The sequence below is a fragment of the Actinomyces urogenitalis DSM 15434 genome, assembly GCF_000159035.1.
Taxonomy (GTDB): Bacteria; Actinomycetota; Actinomycetes; order Actinomycetales; family Actinomycetaceae; genus Actinomyces; species Actinomyces urogenitalis.
The window spans coordinates 485,406-508,123 of record NZ_DS999574.1; the positions used below are offsets into that span (position 1 = coordinate 485,406).

General features: G+C 67.3%; 20 protein-coding genes and 1 tRNA gene. 11 read left to right on the forward strand and 10 right to left on the reverse strand.

The window, feature by feature from the left end; all coding sequences use genetic code 11:
* Position 1 precedes the first annotated feature (1 nt).
* Positions 2 to 1,552: an alpha/beta hydrolase gene (locus HMPREF0058_RS02075; protein ID WP_345908470.1), complete on the forward strand. Its 1,551-nt coding sequence runs from the start codon at positions 2 to 4 to the stop codon at positions 1,550 to 1,552.
* Positions 1,553 to 1,688: 136 nt separating this feature from the next.
* Here HMPREF0058_RS02075 and HMPREF0058_RS02080 read toward each other — a convergent pair whose 3' ends face one another.
* The gene (locus tag HMPREF0058_RS02080) at positions 1,689 to 2,717 is read right to left on the reverse strand and encodes an asparaginase (protein WP_040319481.1); all 1,029 of its coding nucleotides are present in this window, start codon (positions 2,715 to 2,717) and stop codon (positions 1,689 to 1,691) included.
* Positions 2,718 to 2,721: 4 nt separating this feature from the next.
* The gene (locus HMPREF0058_RS02085) at positions 2,722 to 4,179 is read right to left on the reverse strand and encodes an amino acid permease (protein WP_006548011.1); all 1,458 of its coding nucleotides are present in this window, start codon (positions 4,177 to 4,179) and stop codon (positions 2,722 to 2,724) included.
* A 195-nt stretch (positions 4,180 to 4,374) separates the two neighbouring features.
* Here HMPREF0058_RS02085 and HMPREF0058_RS02090 point away from each other — a divergent pair.
* The 3 genes from HMPREF0058_RS02090 to HMPREF0058_RS02100 all read left to right on the forward strand — a co-directional run bounded on the left by HMPREF0058_RS02090 (position 4,375) and on the right by HMPREF0058_RS02100 (position 6,084).
* A tRNA-Thr gene (locus tag HMPREF0058_RS02090) sits at positions 4,375 to 4,450 on the forward strand.
* A gap of 420 nt (positions 4,451 to 4,870) precedes the next feature.
* On the forward strand, positions 4,871 to 5,200 hold the full coding sequence (locus HMPREF0058_RS02095) for a histone-like nucleoid-structuring protein Lsr2 (protein ID WP_006548012.1): 330 nt from the start codon (positions 4,871 to 4,873) through the stop codon (positions 5,198 to 5,200).
* Between the two features lie 146 nt (positions 5,201 to 5,346).
* Positions 5,347 to 6,084, forward strand: coding sequence for a phosphoglyceromutase (locus HMPREF0058_RS02100; protein WP_006548013.1), 738 nt, complete (start codon positions 5,347 to 5,349; stop codon positions 6,082 to 6,084).
* 217 nt (positions 6,085 to 6,301) lie between these two features.
* Here HMPREF0058_RS02100 and phoU read toward each other — a convergent pair whose 3' ends face one another.
* A complete protein-coding gene (gene phoU / locus HMPREF0058_RS02105; RefSeq protein ID WP_006548014.1) occupies positions 6,302 to 6,982 on the reverse strand; it encodes a phosphate signaling complex protein PhoU in 681 nt (226 codons plus the stop codon).
* A 245-nt stretch (positions 6,983 to 7,227) separates the two neighbouring features.
* On the opposite strand from phoU, the gene HMPREF0058_RS02110 reads away from it, so the two are divergent.
* The 5 genes from HMPREF0058_RS02110 to HMPREF0058_RS02130 all read left to right on the forward strand — a co-directional run bounded on the left by HMPREF0058_RS02110 (position 7,228) and on the right by HMPREF0058_RS02130 (position 12,370).
* On the forward strand, positions 7,228 to 8,484 hold the full coding sequence (locus HMPREF0058_RS02110) for a sensor histidine kinase (RefSeq protein WP_006548015.1): 1,257 nt from the start codon (positions 7,228 to 7,230) through the stop codon (positions 8,482 to 8,484).
* A complete protein-coding gene (locus HMPREF0058_RS02115; RefSeq protein ID WP_006548016.1) occupies positions 8,481 to 9,185 on the forward strand; it encodes a response regulator in 705 nt (234 codons plus the stop codon). The genes HMPREF0058_RS02110 and HMPREF0058_RS02115 overlap by 4 nt, the downstream gene beginning before the upstream one ends.
* 171 nt (positions 9,186 to 9,356) lie before the next feature.
* Positions 9,357 to 9,851, forward strand: a complete 495-nt coding sequence (locus HMPREF0058_RS02120; RefSeq protein ID WP_006548017.1) for a CarD family transcriptional regulator — start codon at positions 9,357 to 9,359, stop codon at positions 9,849 to 9,851.
* A 112-nt stretch (positions 9,852 to 9,963) separates the two neighbouring features.
* Positions 9,964 to 10,794, forward strand: a complete 831-nt coding sequence (locus HMPREF0058_RS02125) for an IspD/TarI family cytidylyltransferase (RefSeq protein ID WP_048681553.1) — start codon at positions 9,964 to 9,966, stop codon at positions 10,792 to 10,794.
* A 58-nt stretch (positions 10,795 to 10,852) separates the two neighbouring features.
* Positions 10,853 to 12,370, forward strand: a complete 1,518-nt coding sequence (locus HMPREF0058_RS02130; RefSeq protein WP_006548019.1) for an MFS transporter — start codon at positions 10,853 to 10,855, stop codon at positions 12,368 to 12,370.
* Positions 12,371 to 12,414: 44 nt separating this feature from the next.
* On the opposite strand, the gene HMPREF0058_RS02135 is transcribed toward HMPREF0058_RS02130, so the two are convergent.
* The 5 genes from HMPREF0058_RS02135 to HMPREF0058_RS02150 all read right to left on the reverse strand — a co-directional run bounded on the left by HMPREF0058_RS02135 (position 12,415) and on the right by HMPREF0058_RS02150 (position 17,888).
* Positions 12,415 to 12,918, reverse strand: a complete 504-nt coding sequence (locus tag HMPREF0058_RS02135) for a DUF2218 domain-containing protein (RefSeq protein ID WP_006548020.1) — start codon at positions 12,916 to 12,918, stop codon at positions 12,415 to 12,417.
* Positions 12,919 to 13,045: 127 nt separating this feature from the next.
* Positions 13,046 to 14,053 (reverse strand): sugar phosphate isomerase/epimerase family protein, encoded by a 1,008-nt coding sequence (locus HMPREF0058_RS02140; RefSeq protein WP_006548021.1) that lies wholly within the window; start codon positions 14,051 to 14,053, stop codon positions 13,046 to 13,048.
* Between the two features lie 188 nt (positions 14,054 to 14,241).
* Positions 14,242 to 15,468, reverse strand: a complete 1,227-nt coding sequence (locus tag HMPREF0058_RS02145) for an ROK family protein (protein WP_006548022.1) — start codon at positions 15,466 to 15,468, stop codon at positions 14,242 to 14,244.
* 371 nt (positions 15,469 to 15,839) lie between these two features.
* Positions 15,840 to 16,664, reverse strand: a complete 825-nt coding sequence (locus HMPREF0058_RS13455) for a prolyl oligopeptidase family protein (protein WP_006548024.1) — start codon at positions 16,662 to 16,664, stop codon at positions 15,840 to 15,842.
* A 126-nt stretch (positions 16,665 to 16,790) separates the two neighbouring features.
* Positions 16,791 to 17,888, reverse strand: coding sequence for a Gfo/Idh/MocA family oxidoreductase (locus HMPREF0058_RS02150; protein WP_006548025.1), 1,098 nt, complete (start codon positions 17,886 to 17,888; stop codon positions 16,791 to 16,793).
* A gap of 312 nt (positions 17,889 to 18,200) precedes the next feature.
* On the opposite strand from HMPREF0058_RS02150, the gene HMPREF0058_RS02155 reads away from it, so the two are divergent.
* Positions 18,201 to 19,148, forward strand: a complete 948-nt coding sequence (locus HMPREF0058_RS02155) for an ROK family glucokinase (RefSeq protein ID WP_006548026.1) — start codon at positions 18,201 to 18,203, stop codon at positions 19,146 to 19,148.
* Positions 19,149 to 19,423: 275 nt separating this feature from the next.
* On the opposite strand, the gene HMPREF0058_RS02160 is transcribed toward HMPREF0058_RS02155, so the two are convergent.
* Positions 19,424 to 19,942, reverse strand: a complete 519-nt coding sequence (locus HMPREF0058_RS02160; RefSeq protein WP_034236035.1) for a SprT-like domain-containing protein — start codon at positions 19,940 to 19,942, stop codon at positions 19,424 to 19,426.
* A gap of 141 nt (positions 19,943 to 20,083) precedes the next feature.
* On the opposite strand from HMPREF0058_RS02160, the gene HMPREF0058_RS02165 reads away from it, so the two are divergent.
* Positions 20,084 to 21,613 (forward strand): phospholipase D-like domain-containing protein, encoded by a 1,530-nt coding sequence (locus HMPREF0058_RS02165; protein WP_006548028.1) that lies wholly within the window; start codon positions 20,084 to 20,086, stop codon positions 21,611 to 21,613.
* Positions 21,614 to 21,720: 107 nt separating this feature from the next.
* Here HMPREF0058_RS02165 and HMPREF0058_RS11635 read toward each other — a convergent pair.
* The coding region (locus HMPREF0058_RS11635) for a DUF3418 domain-containing protein (RefSeq protein WP_006548029.1) at positions 21,721 to 22,718 on the reverse strand (998 nt) is incomplete at its 5' end.

The following is a 22,718-nucleotide window of genomic DNA, read 5'->3' on the forward strand; positions in this document are numbered from 1 at the left end:
GCTGGTGGCTTGCGTCCTGGCGGCCTGTGGTGGCGTCACGCCGTCCTCGGCCCCCAAGGCCGTGGCAGCCAGCGGGTCACCGGCCGCGGTCCCCGCGGGGCTGGAGCAGTTCTATGACCAGCAGCTGCAGTGGTACCCCTGCGATGACGGCGACGACGTCGAGCAGACCGAGGACGGGACCTTCCTGTGCGCCGTGGCCGAGGTTCCCCTGGACTACTCCGACCCTGCCGGGCAGACGATCCAGATCGCGCTGAAGAAGCGTCCGGCCACCAAGGAGGCCGTGGGTGCGCTCTTCGTCAACCCGGGCGGTCCCGGCGGCAGCGGGCTGACCCTGGTGGACTCGGTGGACGGACACTTCTCTGACGACCTCATCGCGGCCTACGACGTCATTGGATTCGACCCACGAGGCGTGGGGGCGTCCACTGCCGTGGACTGCCTGACCGATGCCGAGCTCGATGCGGACCGCTCCGGACAGGGGCAGACGCCGGCCGCTGATCTCAGCGCTGAGCAGGCCCAGGCTCAGCTGGTGCAGCACACGGCCGACTATGAGGCCGCCTGCGAGCAGCGCACCCAGACCCCTGGCCTGCTCGACCATATCGACACTGTCTCGGCGGCGCGCGACCTGGACGTCCTGCGGGCGCTGGCGGGTGAGGAGGTCCTGACCTACCTCGGCTACTCCTACGGCACCTACCTGGGGGCGACCTACGCCGAGCTCTTCCCCTCCAACGTCGGGCGCATGGTTCTGGACGGGGCGATCGATCCGACGTTGAGCGCGGGTGAGATGTCACTGGGGCAGGCTCAGGGCTTTGAGAACGCGCTGCGTTCCTTCGTTGAGGACTGCCAGGCTGGCAACGGCTGCCCGCTCAACGGCGGGGTGGACAACGGCGTCAAGCAGGTGCGCGACTTCCTGCAGCGGGCGGCGACCTCGCCGGTGCCCACCTCGGACCCGGACCGGCCGCTGACCTATTCCTTGGCCGAGGACGCGATCATCGGCGTGCTCTACCAGGACGAGTCGTGGTCGGTGCTCGCTGAGGCCCTGAACCAGGCCATGCTCCAGAACGATGGCTCGACGATGCTCTATATCGCGGATCTCCTGGCCTCACGTAACACCGACGGGACGTACTCCGGCAACGGTGACGAGGTCATCTCGGCCATCAACTGCCTGGACTACCCGGTCGCGGGGGACCCGGCCAGCTGGCAGGCCGAGGCCGAGCAGCTCAAGCAGGCCTCGCCGACCTTTGGGGCGGACCTGGCCTATTCGGACCTGTACTGCCAGACCTGGGGGCATGCCTCCACGCGTGAGCGCGCCGAGATCCACGCCTCGGGGGCGGCGCCGATCCTCGTAGTCGGGACGACCGGCGACCCGGCGACGCCCTACCAGTGGAGTCAGGCCCTGGCTGAGCAGCTCGACTCAGCGGTTCTGGTGTCGTGGGAGGGCAACGGCCACACCGCGTACGGTCGCGCCGGCAGCTGCGTGACGGCGGCGGTGGACGCCTACCTCCTGGCGGGCACCATGCCGCAGGACGGGCTGGTGTGCAGCGGGCGGGAGTAACTCCGGGCGCCCGACCGACCACCAATTGCGCGACCGACCGTCAATTGTGCGACGGACCACCTGTGCCTCGACCGACCACCAGATTCACGCGAATCCCATAGTCGGTCGAGGCACAGGCGGTCGGTCGGCCAAAAAATCAGCCTCGCGACTCGGTCAGCTCCCCGGCGATGGACCGTCCGACCCAGGCTGCCAGCTCCGCGCCGCGCAGGCCCTGGGAGAGTAGGAACTGCACCTTGGCGTAGACAGCCTCAAGCGTCATGTCACGGCTGCCCACCGCACCCGCCCGTGCGATGGCGTCCCCGGTCTCGTAGTGCCCCAGCAGCACCTCCGCCTGGTGACACTGGGAGGTCACGACGACGGCCACGCCTGCCTCGATGAGGTCGGCGACGACGTTGGTCAGACCCGGTTCGTCGGAGGGGACGTTGCCCACGCCGAAGGCGCGCAGGATGACGGCCTCCGGCTGTGGCGTCACCATGGCCTCAAGCCGCGCGGCGGTGACGCCGGGAACGAGGTCGATGACAGCGACGTCGTGCCGGGCGTAGGGCCGAGCGGGGCCGTCCCAGCCACGCCCGCCCGCCGCGGGCTCAGACCACTGCCACGGTGCGCCGGTCAACGCCAGGGGCGCGACCGAGGGGGAGTCGAATCCACGGAAGGCCCACGAACTGGTCTTCGTGGCGCGGTTGCCCGCCAGGAGGCGGTGCCCGAAGAAGAGCGTGATGCCATCCGCCCTCCCGCTCACGGCCGCCCGCAGGGCGCCAGTGACGTTCGGAGCGGCGTCTGAGCCCACGACTCCCAGGGGCAGCTGCGAGCCGGTGATGACGACCGGCTGGGACAGGTCGGTCAGGGCGTAGGACAGCGCCGCCGAGGTGTAGGCCATCGTGTCGGTGCCGTGCAGGACGATGAAGGCGTCCGGCGGGGTGGGGCCTGCCGCGGTGGTGCGCAGGTCATCGATGATGAGCTGCCAGGACTCCGGGGTAGCGTTGGAGGAGTCGATGAGGGGGCTGAGGGCGGTGAGCGTGACGTCCTTGCGCCCCAGGTCCTGGCCGGAGGCGCTCTCGCCCAGCAGCGTGCCGAGCCATCCCTCCAGATCCGCCCCGGGCACGAGCCCGTGGGGCGAGTCAATCATTCCGATGGTGCCGCCGGTGTAGGTGACGTGGATGCGCACGGCCTCAGGCCTCCTCGCCAGCCTCGACGTCCTCAGCCAGCACCTCGTCAAGCAGGTCGCCGCGGATCCGGCCGCGCACGGCGTACCAGCCGGCCACCATCATGACGATGACGACGGCGAAGAGTGCCAGGGTCCAGCGCCCGGAGGAGGAGGTGAGGTTGGACAGGACGACGATCCCGAAGAAGAGCAGCGCCAGGTAGTTGGTGTAGGGGGCGCCAGGCATCTTGTAGTCGGGGCGGGTGGCGGCGCCCGCCTTGACCTGGCGCAGGAAGGCCAGGTGGGTGACGAGGATGGCGGCCCAGGTGCCGGCGATGCCGATGCCGGCGAGGTTCATGACGATCTCGAAGGCGTCGCCGGGTAGGAAGGCGTTGAGCAGGACGCCGAGCAGGCCGAGCGCGGAGGTGATGATGATGCCGCCGGAGGGGACCTTGTGCTTGTTCAGGTGCGCCGCCATCTTCGGGGCCTCGCCGGCCACGGCCATGGAACGCAGGGTGCGGCCGGTGGCGTAGAGCCCGGCGTTGAGCGAGGACAGGGCGGCGGTGAGGACAACGACCTGGATGATGTCGCCGGCGTGGGGGATGCCGATGCCGGAGAAGAAGGTGACGAAGGGAGACTCGTTGGCGGAGTAGGCCGTGTAGGGCAGGACGATCGCCATGAGGGCCACCGAGCCGACGTAGAAGACGAAGATCCGCAGGATCATCGAGTTGATGGCCTTGGGCAGGATCCTGGCCGCGTCCTTGGCCTCACCGGCCGCCACGCCGACCATCTCGGTGCCGCCGAAGGCGAAGATGACGCCGAGCGTCAGGGCGACGACGGCGGGCAGGCCCTCGGGGAAGAAGCCGCCGTTGTCAGCGATGTTGTGCAGGCCTGCGGGCGTGCCGTCCACTGGCGCGCCGGTGACGATCGCCCAGATTGCCACGAGCATGAAGGCCACGATGGCCGCCACCTTGATGAGGGCGAACCAGAACTCGGCCTCGCCGAACATCTTGACGTTGAGCATATTGAGCACGAAGACCAGAGCCAGGGCGATGAGGGCCAGCACCCACTGTGGGATCCACTGGAAGGAGCTCCAGTAGTGCAGGTAGAGGGCGACGGCGGTGATATCAGCCATGACCGTCACGGACCAGTCCAGGAAGAAGAACCAGCCGGTGACGTAGGCGCCCTTCTCTCCCAGGAACTCACGCGCGTAGGAGACGAAGGCGCCGGAAGAAGGACGCCGGATCGCCAGCTCGCCGAGGGCGCGCACCATGAGGAAGGCGAAGACGCCGCACACCGCGTAGGCCAGCGCGAGGCCAGGCCCGCCCTGGGCCAGGCGGCCTCCAGCGCCGAGGAACAGTCCGGTGCCGATGGAGCCGCCGATGGCGATCATCTGGAGGTGGCGGTTCTTCAGGGCCTTGTTGTAGCCGGCGTCGCCCTTGTCCTGGGCGTGACGCGAGGCGGAAGCAGGTGGGGGAGTGGACATGCGTTCCTCCTGGGCCGGGTGGGTACTCCGCCGTCGGGCTCGGCAGCGGACCATGCGAGAGGGTAATGCGGATCGCAGGCGTCAGGCAGCCGCGTAGGTCAGGTCCTGTGGTCAGAACCACGTGGTCGACGGTGACTCGTGGTTTGCACTCAGTGGCTCGCGCCGGTAGCGTGTGCTGCGCTGCTTTCGCAGTGTGCCACCTTAGCTCAGTCGGCAGAGCGATTCACTCGTAATGAATAGGTCGTGGGTTCGATTCCCACAGGTGGCTCCACGAAACGGCGTGATCACGCCAAAAAAGTCCAACCCTCTGGATTGTTCTGTGTCCCCCTAGGTGGACTAGCAATGGCCGACTGCATGGCCAACCAGAGCAGGGGGCGGAGCATGTGACCGCTGCCCAAGATTTCTCTCCACCCCTTGCCAAGTCAGAAGCGGCCGACGTCGTAGTGGGCTAGCTGCGGATGCTGCCTTGGCCGGAAATGACTCCTCCCTATCTCGTGCAATTGCAGGGCCTTGCTTTGTTGCCGGTCCGCGGCGTCGTCTCCAGAAAAGGCGGATTATCGATCTCGCCGTCCAGGATGAATGACGGCACATTATTGACCTTGCTATTCGTATGCGAATGCCATTAACATTTGCAGTGATCGGGCGATGGTTTGCGCGATCATGCGCGAGCCGCACAAGCAAAGGATTCATCATGGCGCAAAAGACTCAGGTCATTCTCGTGGATGACATTGACAACGGTCCCGCCACTCAGACCGTCACTTTCGGGATTGACGGGGTCACCTACGAGATCGACCTTAATGACGAGCACGCTGCCGCCCTGCGCGAGTCGCTGGCGGAGTGGATCAGCAAGGCCCGCCGCACGGGTGGGCGGCGTGGCGCCGGTCGCCGTCGCGCATCCTCCGCGGCCGGCGGCGAGACCCAGAAGATTCGTGAGTGGGCTCGTGAGAACGGGATCGAGGTCTCGGCTCGTGGCCGCATCTCCGCTGAGGTTCGCGAGGCCTACGAGCAGGCCAACGCCTGACTCCTCGCCGTCGCTAATGACGGCTCGGGTGGCCTTGGCTCTCCCGCCTGAGGCCGCACTCCTCCCAGGCCCTGGGGCTGGTGGCGCACACGCGCACCGGACCCAGGGCCTGGCTCTTGGGAGCCAAGGACTGGCAGGATAGGGGTATGGCATACACCCTTGTGCTGCTCCGCCACGGCGAGAGCGAATGGAACGCAAAGAACCTCTTCACCGGGTGGGTTGACGTCCCGCTGTCGGAGAAGGGCCGCGCCGAGGCGACCCACGGTGGTGAGCTCCTCAAGGAGGCTGGTGTCCTCCCCGAGAAGCTCTTCACCTCGATGCTTCGCCGCGCCATCATGACGGCCAACCTGGCGCTGGACGCCGCTGACCGCCACTGGATCCCGGTTGAGCGCAACTGGCGCCTCAACGAGCGTCACTACGGTGCGCTCCAGGGCAAGAACAAGAAGGAGATCCGCGACGAGTACGGGGAGGAGCAGTTCATGCAGTGGCGCCGCTCCTACGACGTGCCGCCGCCGGCCATCGAGGCTGGCTCCGAGTTCTCCCAGGACTCTGACCCGCGTTACGCCGGTGAGCCGATCCCGGCCACCGAGTGCCTCAAGGACGTGCTTGAGCGTCTGCTCCCCTACTGGGAGGGCACGATCGTCCCGGAGATCAAGACCGGCAAGACGGTCATGATCGCGGCGCACGGCAACTCGCTGCGTGCGATCGTCAAGCACCTGGACGAGATCTCCGATGAGGACATCGCCGGCGTCAACATCCCCACCGGCATCCCGCTCGTTTACGAGCTGGACGAGGAGACCCTCAAGCCCATCAAGAAGGGCGGGCGCTACCTGGACCCCGAGGCGGAGGCCAAGATTGCCGCCGTCGCCAACCAGGGCAAGTGAGCCAGGGTTCCGAAGAACCTGAGCGAGGGCTCGACCAACCGGAGACCGGCTGGTCGAGCCCTCGCTCTGTGTAAGTGGTGAGTGTGCAGGTGTGGGCGTGAGCGTGCAGTCTCAACATGCACGCTCACGCCCACACCTGCACACTCGCGCTGGGGACGACGGCGGTCGGTCCGCGCCGGGCTGACCTCGCCCGAGTGGGGAGGCTGGGACGCCGACGTCAGTGCAGGGCGTCAGCGTCCTCGGCGTCGTGCGTCTCGGGTACCGGCTGGCCGGAGACCAGGTAGGCCACGCGGCGGGCCACCGAGGTGGAGTGGTCGCCGAAGCGCTCCAGGAAGCGGCCCATGAGGACGGCGTCGACCACCTGCTGGCGGCTGAGCTCGTTGGCCGGGTCCAGGATCATCTGGAAGGAACGGCGGTGCAGGGCGTCCAGCTCGCTGTCATTGGTCTGGATCTGGGCAGCCAGGCTCAGGTCCTGGGTCTCGATGAGTCGGACCACGTCCTGCCCGGCCTTCACCGCGTGGTCGGCCATCTGTAGGATGAGGCCGAGGACGGGCTCAGGCACCGGCGGCTCGGGGTAGCGCCCGCGGGCGATCGCGGCGATGTGGCGGGCGAGGTCCCCCTGGCGCTCCAGGGTCTGGGCCATACGCAGGGCCGAGATGACGTTGCGCAGGTCCCCGGCCACCGGCTGCTGACGGGCTAGCAGCATGACGCACATGTCGTCGATGTCGCGCTGGAGGTCGTTGATGCGCTCATCGGCGTCGATGACCTGCTCGGCGATGATGATGTCCCCGTGGCGCAGGGACTCTGCTGCCCGCTCGATGGCGGTGGCCACCTGCTGAGCCATGGACTGGAGGTCGGAGCCCAGCTGCTGGAGCTCCTGGTTGAAGATGACGCGCACGAGGCGGCTCCTTGATTCTGTGTCGCGCCCGGAGCGCCGGGCTGAGAGCGCGCGAAGGCGCGCGGGGCGAGGGTGCTGCCGCCGAGCACCACCGTAGTCGGGGCAGGCCGCGGCCGCACGACGCGCCCAGCATGTGCCCCCAAGGTGAACAGCCGGCGACGCCTGCGCACATGCTTGGTGAACACCGGCCATGATGCCGCCCACGAACTCGCGCGCGCTCACCCTCGCCCCCTAGTCTGTGAGGCGTGGGTACCACCTGGCTGCTGATTGTCGTCGCCCTCGTGGGTGTCGCCGTCGGCACCGCGGCGGGAGTGGCGTTCGGCCTGTCCGAGCGGGACCGGCGTCGCTTGCAGGCGCCGACGCCGGAGCTGACCGCCGAGGACCCGATCGTCCCCGTGCTGGCGGCGCTGAGGTCCGCCGTGGTCGTGCTGGATTCTGACGACGAGATCCTGCGAGCCTCTGCCGCGGCCTACACCTACAACGTCGTGGGCCAGGACGCGGTCAGCGAGCCGCGCGTGGCCCAGATGGTGGCCCGGGTGCGCGCCACCGGCGTGGCCGAGGATGCGGACCTTGCCGTGGCCCGCGGCCGCGTGGCCGGCTCTGGGCAGTTCTTCCTGCACGTGCGCGTGGCGGGGATCGGCCGCGGACGGGTCCTCGTGCTCATTGACGATCGCACCGCGGTCAAGCGCGTGGAGGACATGCGCCGAGACTTCGTCGTCAACATCTCCCACGAGCTCAAGACCCCCGTGGGTGCCATCGCCCTGCTGGCCGAGACCATCGAGGACAATGCCGATGACGCCGAGGTGGTCCGCAACTTCGCCGGCCGCATGAGCAAGGAGTCACGCCGCCTGGGCGTGCTGGTCCAGGAGATCATCGAGCTCTCCCGGCTTCAGGAAGGTGACGCGCTGGCCAGCCCCGAGGACGTCGACCTGGACACCGTGGTCGCCGAGTCCGTGGACCGGGTGCGGGTGGCAGCCGAGGCCCGCGAGATCACGTTGGTGTCTGGTGGTACCAAGGGCCTCATGGTGCGTGGGGACGCGGCGCTCATCGCCACCGCCGTGCGCAACCTCCTGGACAACGCCATCCGCTACTCCGATCCTCGCACCCGAGTGAGTGTGGGCGTGAGCGTCGATCCCTCGGACTCGGACCTGGTACGCATCGCCGTCGTCGACCAGGGCATCGGCATCTCCAAGGAGGACCAGGAACGGGTCTTCGAGCGCTTCTTCCGCGTGGACAAGGCGCGCTCTCGCGTGACTGGCGGCACGGGACTGGGGCTGTCGATCGTCAAGCACGTGGCTGCTGACCACGGGGGCACGGTGGAGCTGTGGTCCACCCCCGGTCGCGGCTCCACCTTCACCCTGGTCCTGCCCCGGCTCCGTGTGGACGACGGCGCCGCCACCATCGCGGACCTCCTCACCGCTGCTCGCTCCGAGCAGGAGGAGGGGCAGGGCCCAGCTACGACTTTCGCACTCCTGCCTGAGAAGGGACGCACGCACTCATGACCCGGATCCTGCTCGTTGAGGACGAGGAGAACTACCGCGAGCCGTTGGCCTTCAACCTGCGCCGCGACGGCTACGACGTCGTCGAGGCCGAGGACGGCGCGGTGGCCGTCGAGCTCTTTGAGGAGGCCGGGCGCCCAGGCGGTGGGGAGCCGATCGATCTGGTCCTGCTGGACCTCATGCTGCCCCGGCTCAGTGGCACCGAGGTGTGCCGGCGTATCCGACGCTCCTCGAACGTGCCGGTCATCATGCTCACCGCCAAGGACTCCGAGGTGGACAAGATCGTCGGCCTGGAGATCGGCGCGGACGACTACGTCACCAAGCCCTACTCCTACCGCGAGCTGGTGGCGCGGGTGCACGCCGTGCTGCGCCGCACGCGCGAGGAGGAGCCGGCCGAGCCGGTCCTGGAGGCCGGGCGGGTCTCGATGGACGTCGAGCGGCACGAGGTGCGGGTGGACGGTGAGCCCATCGCGATGCCGCTGCGTGAGTTTGAGCTGCTGGAGCTCTTCCTGCGCAATGCGGACCGGGTGCTCACGCGCGGTCAGATCATTGATCGGGTCTGGGGCGCGGGCTATGTCGGGGACACCAAGACCCTGGACGTTCACGTCAAGCGGATCCGCGCCAAGATCGAGCGCGAGCCGAGCGATCCGACGCTCCTGGTCACCGTGCGCGGCCTGGGCTACAAGCTGGTGAGTGAAGGCTGAGCGGGCAACAGGCGGTGTGCGGCCGGTGGGCCATGCACTGGACCGCTGGCCGGTGCGCAAGAGGGGTGTCGGGGGCGCACAAGGCCTCTCGCTGTGAGGAGAATCCCCGGTGATTCCGCGGTATTCCTGATAAACTGGGCACCCGCAAATCGGACTGGAGTGACGTCACCTATGACCTTTGAAGTCGGCGAGACCGTCGTCTACCCGCACCACGGCGCGGCTCGGATCATTGACATCCGCCAGCGCAAGGTGCGCGGCGAGGAGAAGACCTACCTGCAGCTGGAGGTCGCTCAGGGTGACCTGACGATTCTCGTTCCGGCTGAGAGCGTGGACTACATCGGAGTGCGTGACGTCGTCGACGCCGCCGGCCTGGAGAAGGTCTTCGACGTCCTGCGCGCGCCCCTGACGGAGGAGCCGACCAACTGGTCCCGCCGTTTCAAGGCCAATCAGGAGAAGATCGCCTCGGGTGACGTCATCAAGGTCGCCGAGGTCGTGCGTGACCTGTCCCGTCGGGACACGGACCGCGGCCTGTCTGCCGGTGAGAAGCGCATGCTCTCCAAGGCTCGCCAGATCCTCGTCTCCGAGCTGGCCCTGGCGGAGAAGACCGAGGAGGAGGCCGCCGAGTCCAAGCTGGACGAGGTTCTCGCCTCCGGCACCGCCGCCTGATCTCACACAGGCAAACGGACAACCTGTTCGTCGGCCGGGCAACCCGCATGTGTCTGGGTTGCCCGGCCGACGTGCGTCTTGTTGATGGAGCCAGTGGGGTAGCGTGCCGGGCATGGTTGGAACCGCTTCCCACTCTTGCGACGCTGCTCGCGCCGGCGGTGCCGTGGTCGCGATCCTCACGGCAGCGGGCTCGGGCACGCGCCTGGGGGCGCAGTGTCCCAAGGCTCTGGTGCCGCTGGCGGGAGTGAGCCTGCTGCGCCGTGCTGCCCGCGGCCTGCTGGACTCCGGCGTCATTGACCACCTCGTCGTCACGGCTCCGGCCGACCAGGTGCCGGTCTTTGCTGCGGAGCTGGACGCTCTGGGGCAGGCCGGTGCCGTGACGGTGCAGGTCGTGGCCGGCTCGCCCCGCTCGCGGCAGGCGAGCGTGGCCCTCGGACTGACTGCGGTGCTCAAGGCCTGCCCTCAGGCGCAGGTCGTCCTCGTGCACGACGCCGCCCGGGCGCTGACGCCGCCAGCGGTCATCCAGCGGGTGGTGGCGGCTGTGCGGGCCGGCCATGGCGCCGTCGTCCCGGCGCTGCCGGTCACCGACACCGTCAAAGAAGTCCGGGCCGCCGAGGGGGTGTCTCCCGCCCCGGCGCAGGCGGGCGAGGACCGTGCTGCCACGCAGAGGTGCGCTGACGACGGCGTGGAGCAGGTGGTGGCGACGCCGGACCGTACGCGCCTGCGGGCGGTCCAGACGCCGCAGGGCTTCGCGACGGAGACCCTGCTGTCGGCCCACCGCCTGGGTGCGGACCGCGCCGGTGACGAGGCGCTGGCGGCCTCCGACGACGCCGGTCTGGTGGAAGCGGCTGGCGGCAGCGTCGTCGTCGTCCCCGGGGACCCCATGTCCCTCAAGGTGACCACGCCCCTGGACCTGGCGCTGGCGGAGGTGCTCGTGGGCTGAGGCTGCCCGTTACCCGAACGTCACCCCCTGTCCACCTGTGAGGCCGTAGGCTCACCGCATGACCCCCTTGAGCCGCACAACGGCTGACAGCAGCGAGGACGACGTCCCCAGCGCCGGTTCCCTTCCTGAGGCTGAGCCTCAGCCCTATGCGGGGGGAGGAGGGCAGGCGGACGGCTCACGGCGCTGGCTGACCTGGCCCGTGGTTGCCTGGGGCCTGTGGGACTGGGGATCGGCTGCCTTCAACGCCGTCATCACCACCTTCGTTTTCACCGTCTACCTCACCAGCTCCTCCTTCGGGGACAAGGACGTCACGGAGTCCTCCCTCTCCCTGGGGCTGACCATCGCGGGTGCGTGCATCGCGCTGCTGGCTCCGGTGACCGGGCAGCGCTCGGACCGGGCGGGGCGGACCGTCTTCTGGCTGGGGGCCTACACGGCGGTTGTCGTGGCCATCAGTGCGGGCATGTTCTTCGTTCTGCCGGAGCCCGGCTACCTGTGGCTGGGCATCACGCTGCTGGGCGTGGGCAACGTCTTCTTCGAGCTGGCCTCGGTCAACTACAACGGGATGCTTTCCCAGCTGGCTCCCAAGGAAAAGGTCGGCGCGGTCTCCGGGCTCGGGTGGGGGATGGGCTACCTCGGCGGGATCGTCCTGCTGCTCATCCTCTTCGTTGGCTTCATCAACCCCGAGGTGGGCTGGTTCGGGGTGACCAGCGAGAACGGGCTCAACGTGCGCGTGGCCATGCTCGTGGCAGCCGCCTGGTTCGGGCTCAGCGCGGTGCCGGTGATCCTGACCCAGTCCGGGCGGGGTGCACGGCGGCGTCGGCAGGCGGCCAGCGAGGACGCCACGCGCGGCAGCGAGCGAGGCCAGGCGGGGATGGAGTCGGAGCCGACGGCGCTGGCGAGCCGTGCCGTGGCCAGCCGGCGGGAGTCCCTGTGGGTCTCCTACAAGAGGCTGTGGCGCACGCTGGTGTCCCTGTACCGCAGCCACCCGGAGGTCCTGTGGTTCCTTCTGGCTGCGGCCGTCTTCCGCGATGGGCTGGCTGGCGTATTCACCTACGGCGGGATCATCGCCCAGAACACCTTCGGCTTCACCAGCTCAAGCGTCATTATCTTCGCCATCGCCGCCAACGTGGTGGCGGGCATCGCCACGATCCTGTCTGGCAGGCTGGATGACCTCGTGGGGCCGCGCAAGGTGATCCTCGGGTCCCTCGGTATTCTCTTGGTGGCCGGGATGCTGGTGTTCTTCCTGCACAACGGCGGCGCGGCAGTCTTCTGGGTGCTTGGGATGGCGCTGTCAGCCTGTGTGGGGCCGGCGCAGTCCGCGGCGCGCTCCTTCCTGGCCCGGGTTGCTCCGGCTGGGCGTGAAGGCGAGGTCTTCGGGCTCTACGCCACGACGGGCCGCGCGGTGTCCTTCCTCGCTCCGGCGATGTACGGGCTGTTCATCTGGGTCGGCAAGAGCGTCGTCGGCGGAGAGGCGAGCTACTGGGGGATCCTGGGGATCGTCGTCGTGCTAGGCGCCGGGCTGCTGCTCATGCTGCGGGTGGGGGACCCGGCCGGGCGCATCACGGACCTGGATTGAGACCGGCCGCCGGCGGCAACCGGCGACCCTGGCGGCTCCGGCGGCTACTCCTGGCGGGCGGTCGGCTCGGAGGCCGAGTCAGGACGGGGGCGGCGCATTTGCGCCATCTCGGCTGCGGTGAGCGGGCCCTGGGTGGTGCCCGGCTGACCGTCAGCGCGCACCCAGCTCACGACGAGCTGGTCCTTGCAGCCGAAGCGGGCGAGGTGGATGCCGGCGACCTGCTCCAGGCGGGGGAGGTGCTCGGCGGTGGAACGCAGGTCCATCACCAGCGTCTGCGCCTGGCAGCTGAGCGTGACGACGCCGGTGACGGGCCCTTCCCGGTTGAACTGCAGCTCGCCGGTGCTCGTGGCCTCATCCCAGCTGGCTGTGGTTTTGCGGCCCATGTGGCTGGCCAGCTGCTTGCCGTAACGGGCGGGCCTGGAGGTGGGCACGCGGGCCACGGACTGGCAGTCGAAGGTGGGGCTGGCAGCGGGCGATGAGGCTGCGGACGGTGAGGCGGAGGATGGTGAGGCGGCGGTGGGCGGGCTCGGCGCGGCAGGGGTGCTCATAAGGTCATCCTTACCTATGTGGCTGGCAAGGCGCCTGAGGCGATCGCGAGGAGCGGAGAAAGCCGGTGCGGCGGACCGGCGGTGCCTTGGCAGGCGCTGTCGGTCCGCCGCAGAGGAGAGAAGGAGCTCAGCGGTTGCTGAAGTGGGAGTCGAATGCGGATTCCGGCAGGTCGTAAACATGCTCTCGGGCGTATTTCAGGGCGAGGGGCGCGCCGTGAAGACGATCCATGCCCGAGTCTTCCCACTCGATGGAGATGGGGCCGGTGTAGCCGATCTGGTTAAGCGCACGGAAGTAACCGTCGAGATCTGCGTCTCCCAGACCCGCTGATACGAAGGTCCATCCACGTCGGGGGTCGTCCCAAGGCAGGTGGGAGGACAGGCGACCGTTGCGGCCGTCGAAGTGAGTCTTGGTGTCCTTGCAGTGGACGTGGTAGATCCGGTCGGCGAAGTCGGTGAGGAAGACCGCGGGGTCAATACCCTGCCAGATCATGTGGGAGGGGTCCCAGTTGATGCCGAATGCCTCGCGATGATCCACTGCCTCCAGAGTTGCCTTGGTGGTCCAGTAGTCGTAGGCAATCTCGCTGGGGTGGACCTCTAGGGCGAAGGTCACTCCGGCATCGTCGAAAGCGTCGAGAATCGGGTTGAAGCGGCGGGCAAAGTCCTCATATCCGTCGGCGATGACATCTGCTGAGACCGGCGGGTACATGGCGACGTACTTCCAGATCTTGGAGCCCGTGAATCCAGTGACGGTCTTGGCGCCAAGCTTGGCGGCCACGCGAGCGGTGAGCTTGAGCTCCTCAGCTGCTCGCTGACGTACGCCCTCAGCATCCGATTCGCCAGCGCCCCACACGCGATCCGAGAGCAGGCCGTGGTGACGGAAGTCGATGGGATCATCGCACACCGCCTGACCGGTGGAGTGGTTGGAGATGGCGTAGCAACTGAGGTTGTGACGCGCCAGGGTGTCCTTCCACCAGCGGCAGTACTCCTCATCCTGGTCGGCGCGGTAGACGTCAAGGTGATCACCTGCGACAGGCACTTCCAGACCGTCGAAGCCCCATTGCTGAGCAAGTGCACATACCTGTTCAAAAGGCAGGTCGACCCATTGGCCGGTGAAGAGGTTGATGTTCCTGGGCATAGCACTGCTCCTTCGCAGACGGGGCTGTCGGCAAGCGAACCTGTGCCGGCATTGCCGATGATGTCTGCGACGCTAGTGCTGACCGATGAGGAGCCACCAGAAACGGGAGACGTGCTTCTGCATGCAGCATGCAGAAGAGTGAGCGTTCCGAGCGATATCGGTGGGCCTGGGGTGTGGCGACAGCAACCTCAATCGCGTGTGGCCGCATTGAACAAGGCGTTGACCGTCAGCAATGCTGCCCCACGTCGTTCGTCCTCTAGTCCGGAGGCTGCTGCAGTGACCTGGAGCCCCGCCGTTGCAAGGATGAGAGCACGTTCTGAGACGATGCGGCGGGCGACGTCGAGGAACATCGGGCAGCCCTGGGGTAGTGCTCCAGCCAGGATGACCTGAGATGGGTTAAAGAAGCTGACCAGCATGGCCAAGGCATCGCCGACGGCGGTGGCAGAGCGGACCATGAGGGTCAGGCACTCGGTGTCTCCCGCAAGCACGCCGCTGACGATGTCCTCGAGAGTGAGCGTGCCCGTGTCCTCTAGTCTCGTAGCGAGATGGGGGCTCAGTCCCTCGGCGGCGGCGCGTCGGGCGTCCCGCAGCAGAGACCATCCACCGGCCACTGCCTCCAGGCATCCGGTCCTCCCGCAACGACAGACCACGGAGTCCGCGTCTGTGACCCGCACATGCCCGATGTCCCCGGCGGCACCGTCCGCGCCTCGATGGACATGTCCGGCAGACATGATGCCTGCCCCGATTCCGGTCCCGATCTGGAGATAGAGGATGTCTCGGGGGCAGCGCAGGCGCTGGTCCGGCAGGGTGGTGGCATAGCCCAGGAGCATGGTGTTGACGTCATTGTCGACGGCGACGGGGACTCCGAGGCGATTGTCTAGATGCCCGCGTACGTCAAAGCGGTCCCAGCCGGGCATGATGGGAGGGGCGGTGGGACGGCCTGTTGACTGGTCGATGGGCCCTGGCAACGAGACTCCAGCTCCCCAGACCTCCAATGGGCGCGAGGAGGAGGCCTGAACGTTCTCGGCCATTTCTCGCATCTGACGTGCGACCTCGTCCAGGGTCTCCTCCGGTCCTCGCATGATCGGCCAGTCGACCATACGTTGGCAGAGGGCATGACCAGCCAGATCGGTGACGGCGAGGTGGAGAGCTGAGCTGTGGACTCCGGCAACCATGATGAGGCCGGCTTCGTGATGGAAGCGCCAGGTCTGAGGAGCCCTTCCTCCGGTCGACGGCGCAGAACCATCAGGTACTAGCAGACCAGTTTCGATGGCAGAAGCGATCAGCGTGGAGATGGTGTTGCGGCTCATGCCGGTTCTGCTCGCAAGCTCTTGGCGTGTCAGGGCTCGTGAGGTGCGGACCAGGTTGGCTACCGTGAGGACGTCGCGGTCAATCGCGGACAGAGGACTCGGCATGAGGGGCCTTCGTGTGGAGGATGCCTGACGTGCTCACTGTATCGACGGCGCTGCCGCTAATCCCGTGATCTAGAGGTCAATCACCGGTCCTGGAATCGGATTTGGTGACGCCGATCGGGAGCAGTCCTCGTCTTATCAGCTGTTCGTAGCATCTGCCCTCATCGTGCACAAGAAGGGCATTTGGCCATGGCTCTTGTCCTCGCAGTCTTCATAGTCTCCCCGTGCCGGGGAGACCCGGGACGCGGCCATCGCGGACGCATCATCCTGTGTGTCCGTTTGCCGGCCGCACCCTCCGCAGCGGAGGGGGTTCCAACGAAGGGACTGGTCATGACGATCAAGAAGGGCGTGTCCCTGTATTCGCTTCAGGATGCCTACGGCCGAGGCGGGCTCGGCTTCGATGTGGCTCCGAAGTAGGGAACCGTCGATACCCATGTTCGTCCCCAGGGATCGCGAACCGCAAAGGCTGCCAGGGCGTCGGATGCTGCGGTCACCAGAACCTCAGCGTCTTTTAGATGCTGGCCGCGTTTGAGGCGGCGTGCTTGGCGAGGTAGACCAGCACGCGACATGCCGGTTCCGGTGAAGTCGTCGCTGATGAGGACGGACTCGCCTACATCATCTGCCCAGGACATGGTGCCTTTGGACAGCATCTGGCAGAAACCGCCGTCTCGCGGACTAATGAAACGGCGTTTGTCGAGGTCATACTCCTGAGTCGTGCTGGCGTCTGAGCCGCCGTCGGCTAGCGAAATCAGAGCGCGTCTGCCAGCGTGGGGTCCCGTGGACAGAACCTGGGCGCCTGCCCAGGACAGATCGACCCCTTTCTCGGCTGCGAGGGCATCGAGGTCAGCGAGCTCCTCCCACTGCGTGGCTGGCGGAGTGCGGTCTGAGCGGCCTGGTGCTCCCTGTACGTATGACTCCCAGGTGGTGCGCCGCCACAGGCCACGCGGGTGAGCGGCATCAGTCCACAGGTTGTACAGCATGCCGTGATGATCGGTGACAACCGGCATGCGGTCTGGGTTGTCCAGGAGGTCGCGGATCTCTGAGACGAGGGTGTTCAGGCTGGGACTGCCTAGCAGCTGTCGGGTTGACTCATTGTGTTGTGCGACCCAGCTCGCTGTCTTAGGGTCAGTGATCTCCTCAAGCCATCGGGGTGCCAGCTCGGCCTTGGGACTGACACTGTCTGGTACGCCGTCATGCATGACCGTTATCTCAGCATGTCGTCGAAGTCATTGCGGGCGGAGCCCTCCCCCCTTTCGCATCGAGTGTGCGAAAGAGGGGAGGTGGAACGTCGCTAACTGCCGGCTCCCCTTCGCTGAGGTGAGGCCTTATCTCTCTGGGTGGACGATCTCGTGGGTGCGGGCAGACTCGATGACGGCTTCAAGGACTGTCAGGCAGCGAATCACTGAGTCATTCGTGATCACTGGCTCTGCAGCTCCGTCCATAATGTCGCGAGCATTGCGATAGAAGTCCATGACATCGGTGGCGATGTGCGGCAGGGGAAGAACCTCGACTGGAGGTGTTGTAGAGGCCATCTTGGCGTAGTCCAGAATACGTGGCGCCATCGTCTTGGTCAGGCCGACGCCCGCCTGAACGGGGGTGGCGTCTTCCTCCTCGGCTCCGGTACGACGCACGATCCGGCCGTTCATCTCCCTGTCCTCGATCACGACGCTGCCGGAGGCGGATTGCATCCAGAACTTGGCTTCTGGCAGGAAGGAAGTGGTGGATACGTCCACCATCGCCTTGAAGCCGTTGGCGAAGGTGAGGCGCGCACGGAAGCCGTCGTCAACCTCGTGTCCGAGAGCGAAGGAGAGCTCGCCGTAGACGTCAGCCACCGGCGAACCCACCATGGTCAGCAGTCGGTCGACGGTGTGGACGCCCCAGTCCAGGACCATGCCGCCTCCGTGCTCCGGCTTCTGGTGCCAGTCTCCGGGGATGCCACGTGAGCCGTGGATGCGCTGCTCTAGGTAGGTCGGCTCGTCGATGAGCTGGTCGTTATAGATGGTCTTGATGACATTGAAGTCTGGGTCCCATCGGCGATTCTGGTGGACCATGAACATGTGGCCGGTTTCTTCGGCGATGGCCTTGATGCTCCGCATCTCCTGGGAACTCATCGTGGCCGGCTTCTCGCACAAGACGTGTTTTCCGGCGCGCAGTGCGGCGGCGTAGTCGTAGTGTGAGTCGTTAGGGGTGCAGATGAAGACGACGTCGATGCTGGGGTCGGCCAGCAGGTCCTGATGAGAGCTGTAGACGTGGAGCCCGTCGGCGCGGGCGTCCTCGTGTGCGCGTGGGTCGGTGTCATACACGCCGACGACCTCGATCGCGACGTCTTGCAGTGCACGGAGATTTCGAGTGTGGTAGACGCCTTGGGTGCCGTAGCCAATGATGGCGAGGTGGTGAGTGGGGTGGATGTGGGCAGTCGACATGGTGCCTCCTATGAGGTGCGGTCAGAGCAGCTCCGGTGCTGCATGGCTGATATCAGTGCCGGTAGGGGCAGGGGGTGGGCTCCGAAAGAGAGTTGAGCATGACTTGTGTTCTGATCGGCTCAAGGTCGCGACGAGTTGAACTGATGTCGGCGCGAGTTACGATAACTTTTGCATTAAGTGTGCGGAAATAAGAGGTTCAGATAGGCAAAACAGGGAGTTATGGCGGACAATAGGAGCCAAGGAGCCCCGACGCCGATTCGCCGTCACGGGCAGCACAACCGTGGCCTAGTTAGGCCTGTCGAAGGAGCGAACATGTCACTGAGCATCGGCGTGGACGTCGGCGGTACGAAGATCGCCGCGGGAGTCGTGGACGAGGATGGCAACGTCATCACCCGCGTGCAGAAGGACTCTCCGGCCAACGACCGTGACGCCATCCTCGCCACGATCATCGAGGTTGCTCTCGACCTCAAGCTTGCTCACCCGGAGGCCACGACCGTGGGCATCGGCGCGGCCGGCTTCGTCTCCTCGGACCGCAACACCATGGCCTCGGGTACCAATCTGGACTGGACGGGCGTCAAGATCGGTGACGTCGTCTCCGAGGGTGTGGGCCTGCCCGTCGTCGTCGAGAATGACGCCAACGCGGCCGGCTGGGCCGAGGCTCGCTTCGGCGCGGGGGCTGGTAAGGCCAACGTACTCGTGGTGACGCTGGGAACTGGTGTGGGCGGCGCCGTCGTCATTGACGGCCACCTCGTACGTGGAGCCGCTGGCTTCGCCGCTGAGATCGGGCACATCAGCATCGTCCCTGACGGCCGGCCTTGCGGCTGCGGGCTGCGCGGCTGCCTGGAGCGCTACGCCTCCGGAACGGCCTTGGGCGTCAATGGCTGGGAGCTGGCGAAGTTCCGCCCGGCCTACGCCGCTCGCATCATCGAGCTGTCCGGTGGGGACCAGAACAAGATCTCCGGCAAGGCCGTCACAGCTGCCGCTCGCGAGGGCGATCCGGCTGCCCTGGAGTGCTACGAGCGCCTGGGCGACGCGCTGGGACAGGGACTGGCTGACCTCGCCGCAGTGCTTGACCCTGAGGTCATCGTGCTCACCGGTGGGCTGACCGAGGCGGGCGACATCCTGCTCACGCCCGTGACCAAGGCCTTTGACCAGTACCTGACGGCTCGCACGCGCCGTCCCCAGATCCCGGTGCTCATCTCGGCCTCCGGTCAGGACGCCGGCCTGGTGGGCGCGGCGGACCTGGCTCGCGCCGTCTGAGACCGCTGTCCCCTTGACCTCGGGCCAGGAACCGCCTCGTGCGGACCCGGCCCGAGGTTCGTGCTGCCGCGGAGAGGCTGGGGCGGCGTGCGGCGGGTGCCCCGCGGCGTGCTTGCGGTGACGCGAACGCGCATGAGCGATTGTGGCGTGCCTGCGCGGGCCTGAGAGGCACGTTTCTTTGGCGCATGCGCGTGTTCGACGGCGGAGGCACGCCCTAGTCAGATGGCGTGTGCCAGGGAGGTAGTGAGGAACCGTCTCGATGGCGAGAGCATGCCTTAATGAGACGCCTTGCGGATGCGGGTGAGGGCACGGGCGTAGCGCGGCCCGATCTGCTGGGGGGTGACCGGTTTGCCGTCGTAGGTCCAGGTCAGCAGGTTGGCAAGCGAGAAGCGGCGCCCGCAGCGGGCACAGGCCATGGGTACGGCGGGGCGACGCATACGGCTGACCGTATGGCCGGCAGGGCAGGTCCCCACCCAGCGTCCGGCGATGGAGGGTGCCTCTCGCGGTACGAGCCTGCGCCCGGAGGCGCCGATTCGCCTCGCCTCGGCGGCCCAGACGTCGTCATGGCCGTGGCTGGCGCCAACCCGGGCATGTGCGATCTCGTGCAGGACGGTCTCGCGTACCTCGTCAGGGCTGTAGAGCTCCATGAGGGCCCGGGACAGGGTGATTCGACGGCGGCCGTGGTCGGTGAGCCCGGCGCGGCGCCTGGCGCGGTCCAGACCAAGCGCCCAGTCACCGACGCCGTGCTCCTCCATGAGGCGGCAGGCCAGGGCGAGGACGTCAGGGATCTCCACGGCCCAGAGCGTAGCGGGCAGGGGCGACATCAAGATCGGGTGCCAGGAGCAGACGGGGGTAGGCAGGGTGATGCAGCAGGGCGGGGGCGAGGGGTTGGGTGGGGCGGGATTCGTGTCGGTGGGTCGTGAGATCATCGGGGCATGGAGTGGCAGACGACGCTCGCGACCGTGTGGGTCGTCATTGAGTACGCGATCAAGGTCGCGGCCTTGGGGACGGTGCCGGAGAACCGGCGCCCGTCCTCGTCGACGGCGTGGCTGCTGCTGATCTTCCTGCTTCCTGTGGTCGGCCTGCCGCTCTACATCTTTCTCGGCAGCCCGTGGATTCACGGACGCCGCCGCCAGCAGCAGGAGGACGCCTCCAACGCCGTCGAGCGTCTGACCTGCGCTATGCCCGAGCTTCCGCAGGGTGCACAGCCTTCGCAGCACCTGGCAAGCGTCCTGGCCATGAACCGCCGGTTGACGGGACTTCCGTGCGTCACCGGTGAGGTCGTGGACCTGTACTGCGACGCGCGGGAGACCTACGCCGCGATGGCGCGTGTGGTCGACGGCGCCAAGCACCATGTCCACGTCGAGTTCTACATCCAGAGCTGGGACGAGGTCACGGACGTCTTCTACTCGGCCCTGGAGCGCGCGGCCGCGCGCGGGGTCAAGGTGCGGCTCCTCGTTGACCACCTGGGCTCACGCAAGTACCCGGGATGGCGTTCGTTGGGACGGCGCTGGGAGGCTGCCGGGATCCAGTGGCGGCTCATGATGCCGCTACTGCCGCTCAAGCGGCGCTTCCGCCGTCCGGACCTGCGCAACCACCGCAAGCTGCTCATCGTCGACGGCGAGCGGGCCTTCATCGGATCTCACAACATCATCGATCCCACCTACCGTCTGCGCTCGAATATCCGCGCCGGGCGCCACTGGCACGACTTGAGCGTGGAGGTCACGGGGGACATCGTCTCCGAGGCCCAGGCCGTGTTCACCATGGATTGGTTCTTCGAGTCGGGTGAGGACCTGCAGCCCGGAGACCGGGTGGCTCCCGGAACGGCTCTGGACCCGGCCCAAGGCTTCCAGGCCGGGCCTGGTTGCGTCGTCGGTACTCCCGCGCCCCAGCCAGGCCGCCCAGGTGCGGTGGTCAATGCCATGCAGATCATCCCCTCCGGCCCGGGCTACCCCACCGAGCCGAACCTCCGGATGTTCATCTCCCTGATCCAGAACGCCACCAAGCGGGTGTCCATCACGAGTCCCTACTTCATCCCGGACGAGGCGCTGCTCTCCGCGATCACCACGGCGGCCTACCGTGGGGTGGACGTGGAGCTCTTCGTGGGGCTGGAGTCTGACCACCTCATCGTCAACCACGCCCAGCGCTCCTACTACGGCACTTTGCTGGCCGCCGGGGTGCGGATCTACCGTTACCCGGCTCCGACGGTGCTGCACGCCAAGTACATGACGGTCGATGGTGAGGTGGCGGTCATCGGTTCGTCGAATATGGACTTCCGGTCCTTCACGTTGAACTACGAGGTCATGCTGCTGGCCTTCGGCGGCGACCTGGATGACCTCCTGCGTGAGAACGACGCCCTCTACCGAGGTGTCTCCACGGAACTCACGGCTGAGGAATGGGCCAAGGAGCCCTGGCACCGCCGCTACGTCGACAACGTCTTCCGACTCCTGTCGGCGGTGCTCTAGTGGGTTCATGACATCGCGGCAGCAGGCCTAGCCCAGTCCGGCGTGGCTGGGAGGACAACGCCTCCCAGCCACGCCGGCCTCAGACCTCGGCCGGCAGGCTGCGGACCTCAGACCTTGGCCAGCAGCTTGCTCACTCGCTGCAAGCTGACCTTCTGGCTGGTTCCCAGCGTCTGGGCGAACAGGCTCACCCTCAGCTCCTCAATCAGCCAGCGAGCCTGCACCAGCACGGCCTCCCGCTCAGCGTCATCAGGCAGACCGGCTGCCCGCTGCCGGGCCTGGGCCAGCATCTCCTCGGCCTGCGTCACCTGGTAAGCCAGCGCCGCGTCCTGCGAGGGTGAGGACTCAGCCTTGTCCACCCGGATCGCCAGCGCCTGGAGGAACCGCGGCAGGTGAACCAGCTCGCCAGCAGGCGTCGCCGAGACGAAGCCCGGGTACACGAGCGTGGCAGCGTGCTCGCGCACCTGCTGCAAGGTCGACAGCAGCGCCAGGGAGGTATGCGCCTCCACGGCCTTGTCCACCGCACGCCGCTCGCTCAGCGCGCGCGCCACCACCTGAGCCACTCGGTAGACCTCGTCCTCCAGGTCCTGACGCATGAGCGCGACGAGCTCCTCAAAGACGGCGCGCTCGCGGACCTCGGCCAGGCGCCGCCCGCTGCTGCGCTCCCACTGGGCCGCAACCGTACGTGCTGCCGCCAGCTGCAGATCGGCTACCAGGGCCTCGGTGCTGGAGTACGGGGATGCCGCCAGCACAAGGATCTCCTTGGGGCGCCACCTGCTGGTCACCCGCGCCACCGGCAGCTGCGTGCGCGCCAGCGCCAGGGCCGTCACGCCCTCGCCATGCGCTCGCTCCTGCGCCTGGGCGTCAGGCAGGATCGTCAGGTCCGCCGTCGTCGGCCCCGCCGCCACGAGCGTGGGGTAACCGCGCACCACCAGCCCCGCCGTCCCGGTGGACTCCACCGTGGGCGGGATCGTTGAGCGCTCCGAGCCGTCGAGGCCAGGGACGTCCTTGGGCCAGTCCGTCAGGCCCTTGCGCTCGGCCAAGCCGCTGCGTAGGCCTGCGCCAGGCTTCCCGCCGGTCCCGGTGGCTCTCGCCGTGCCGCCCGCCT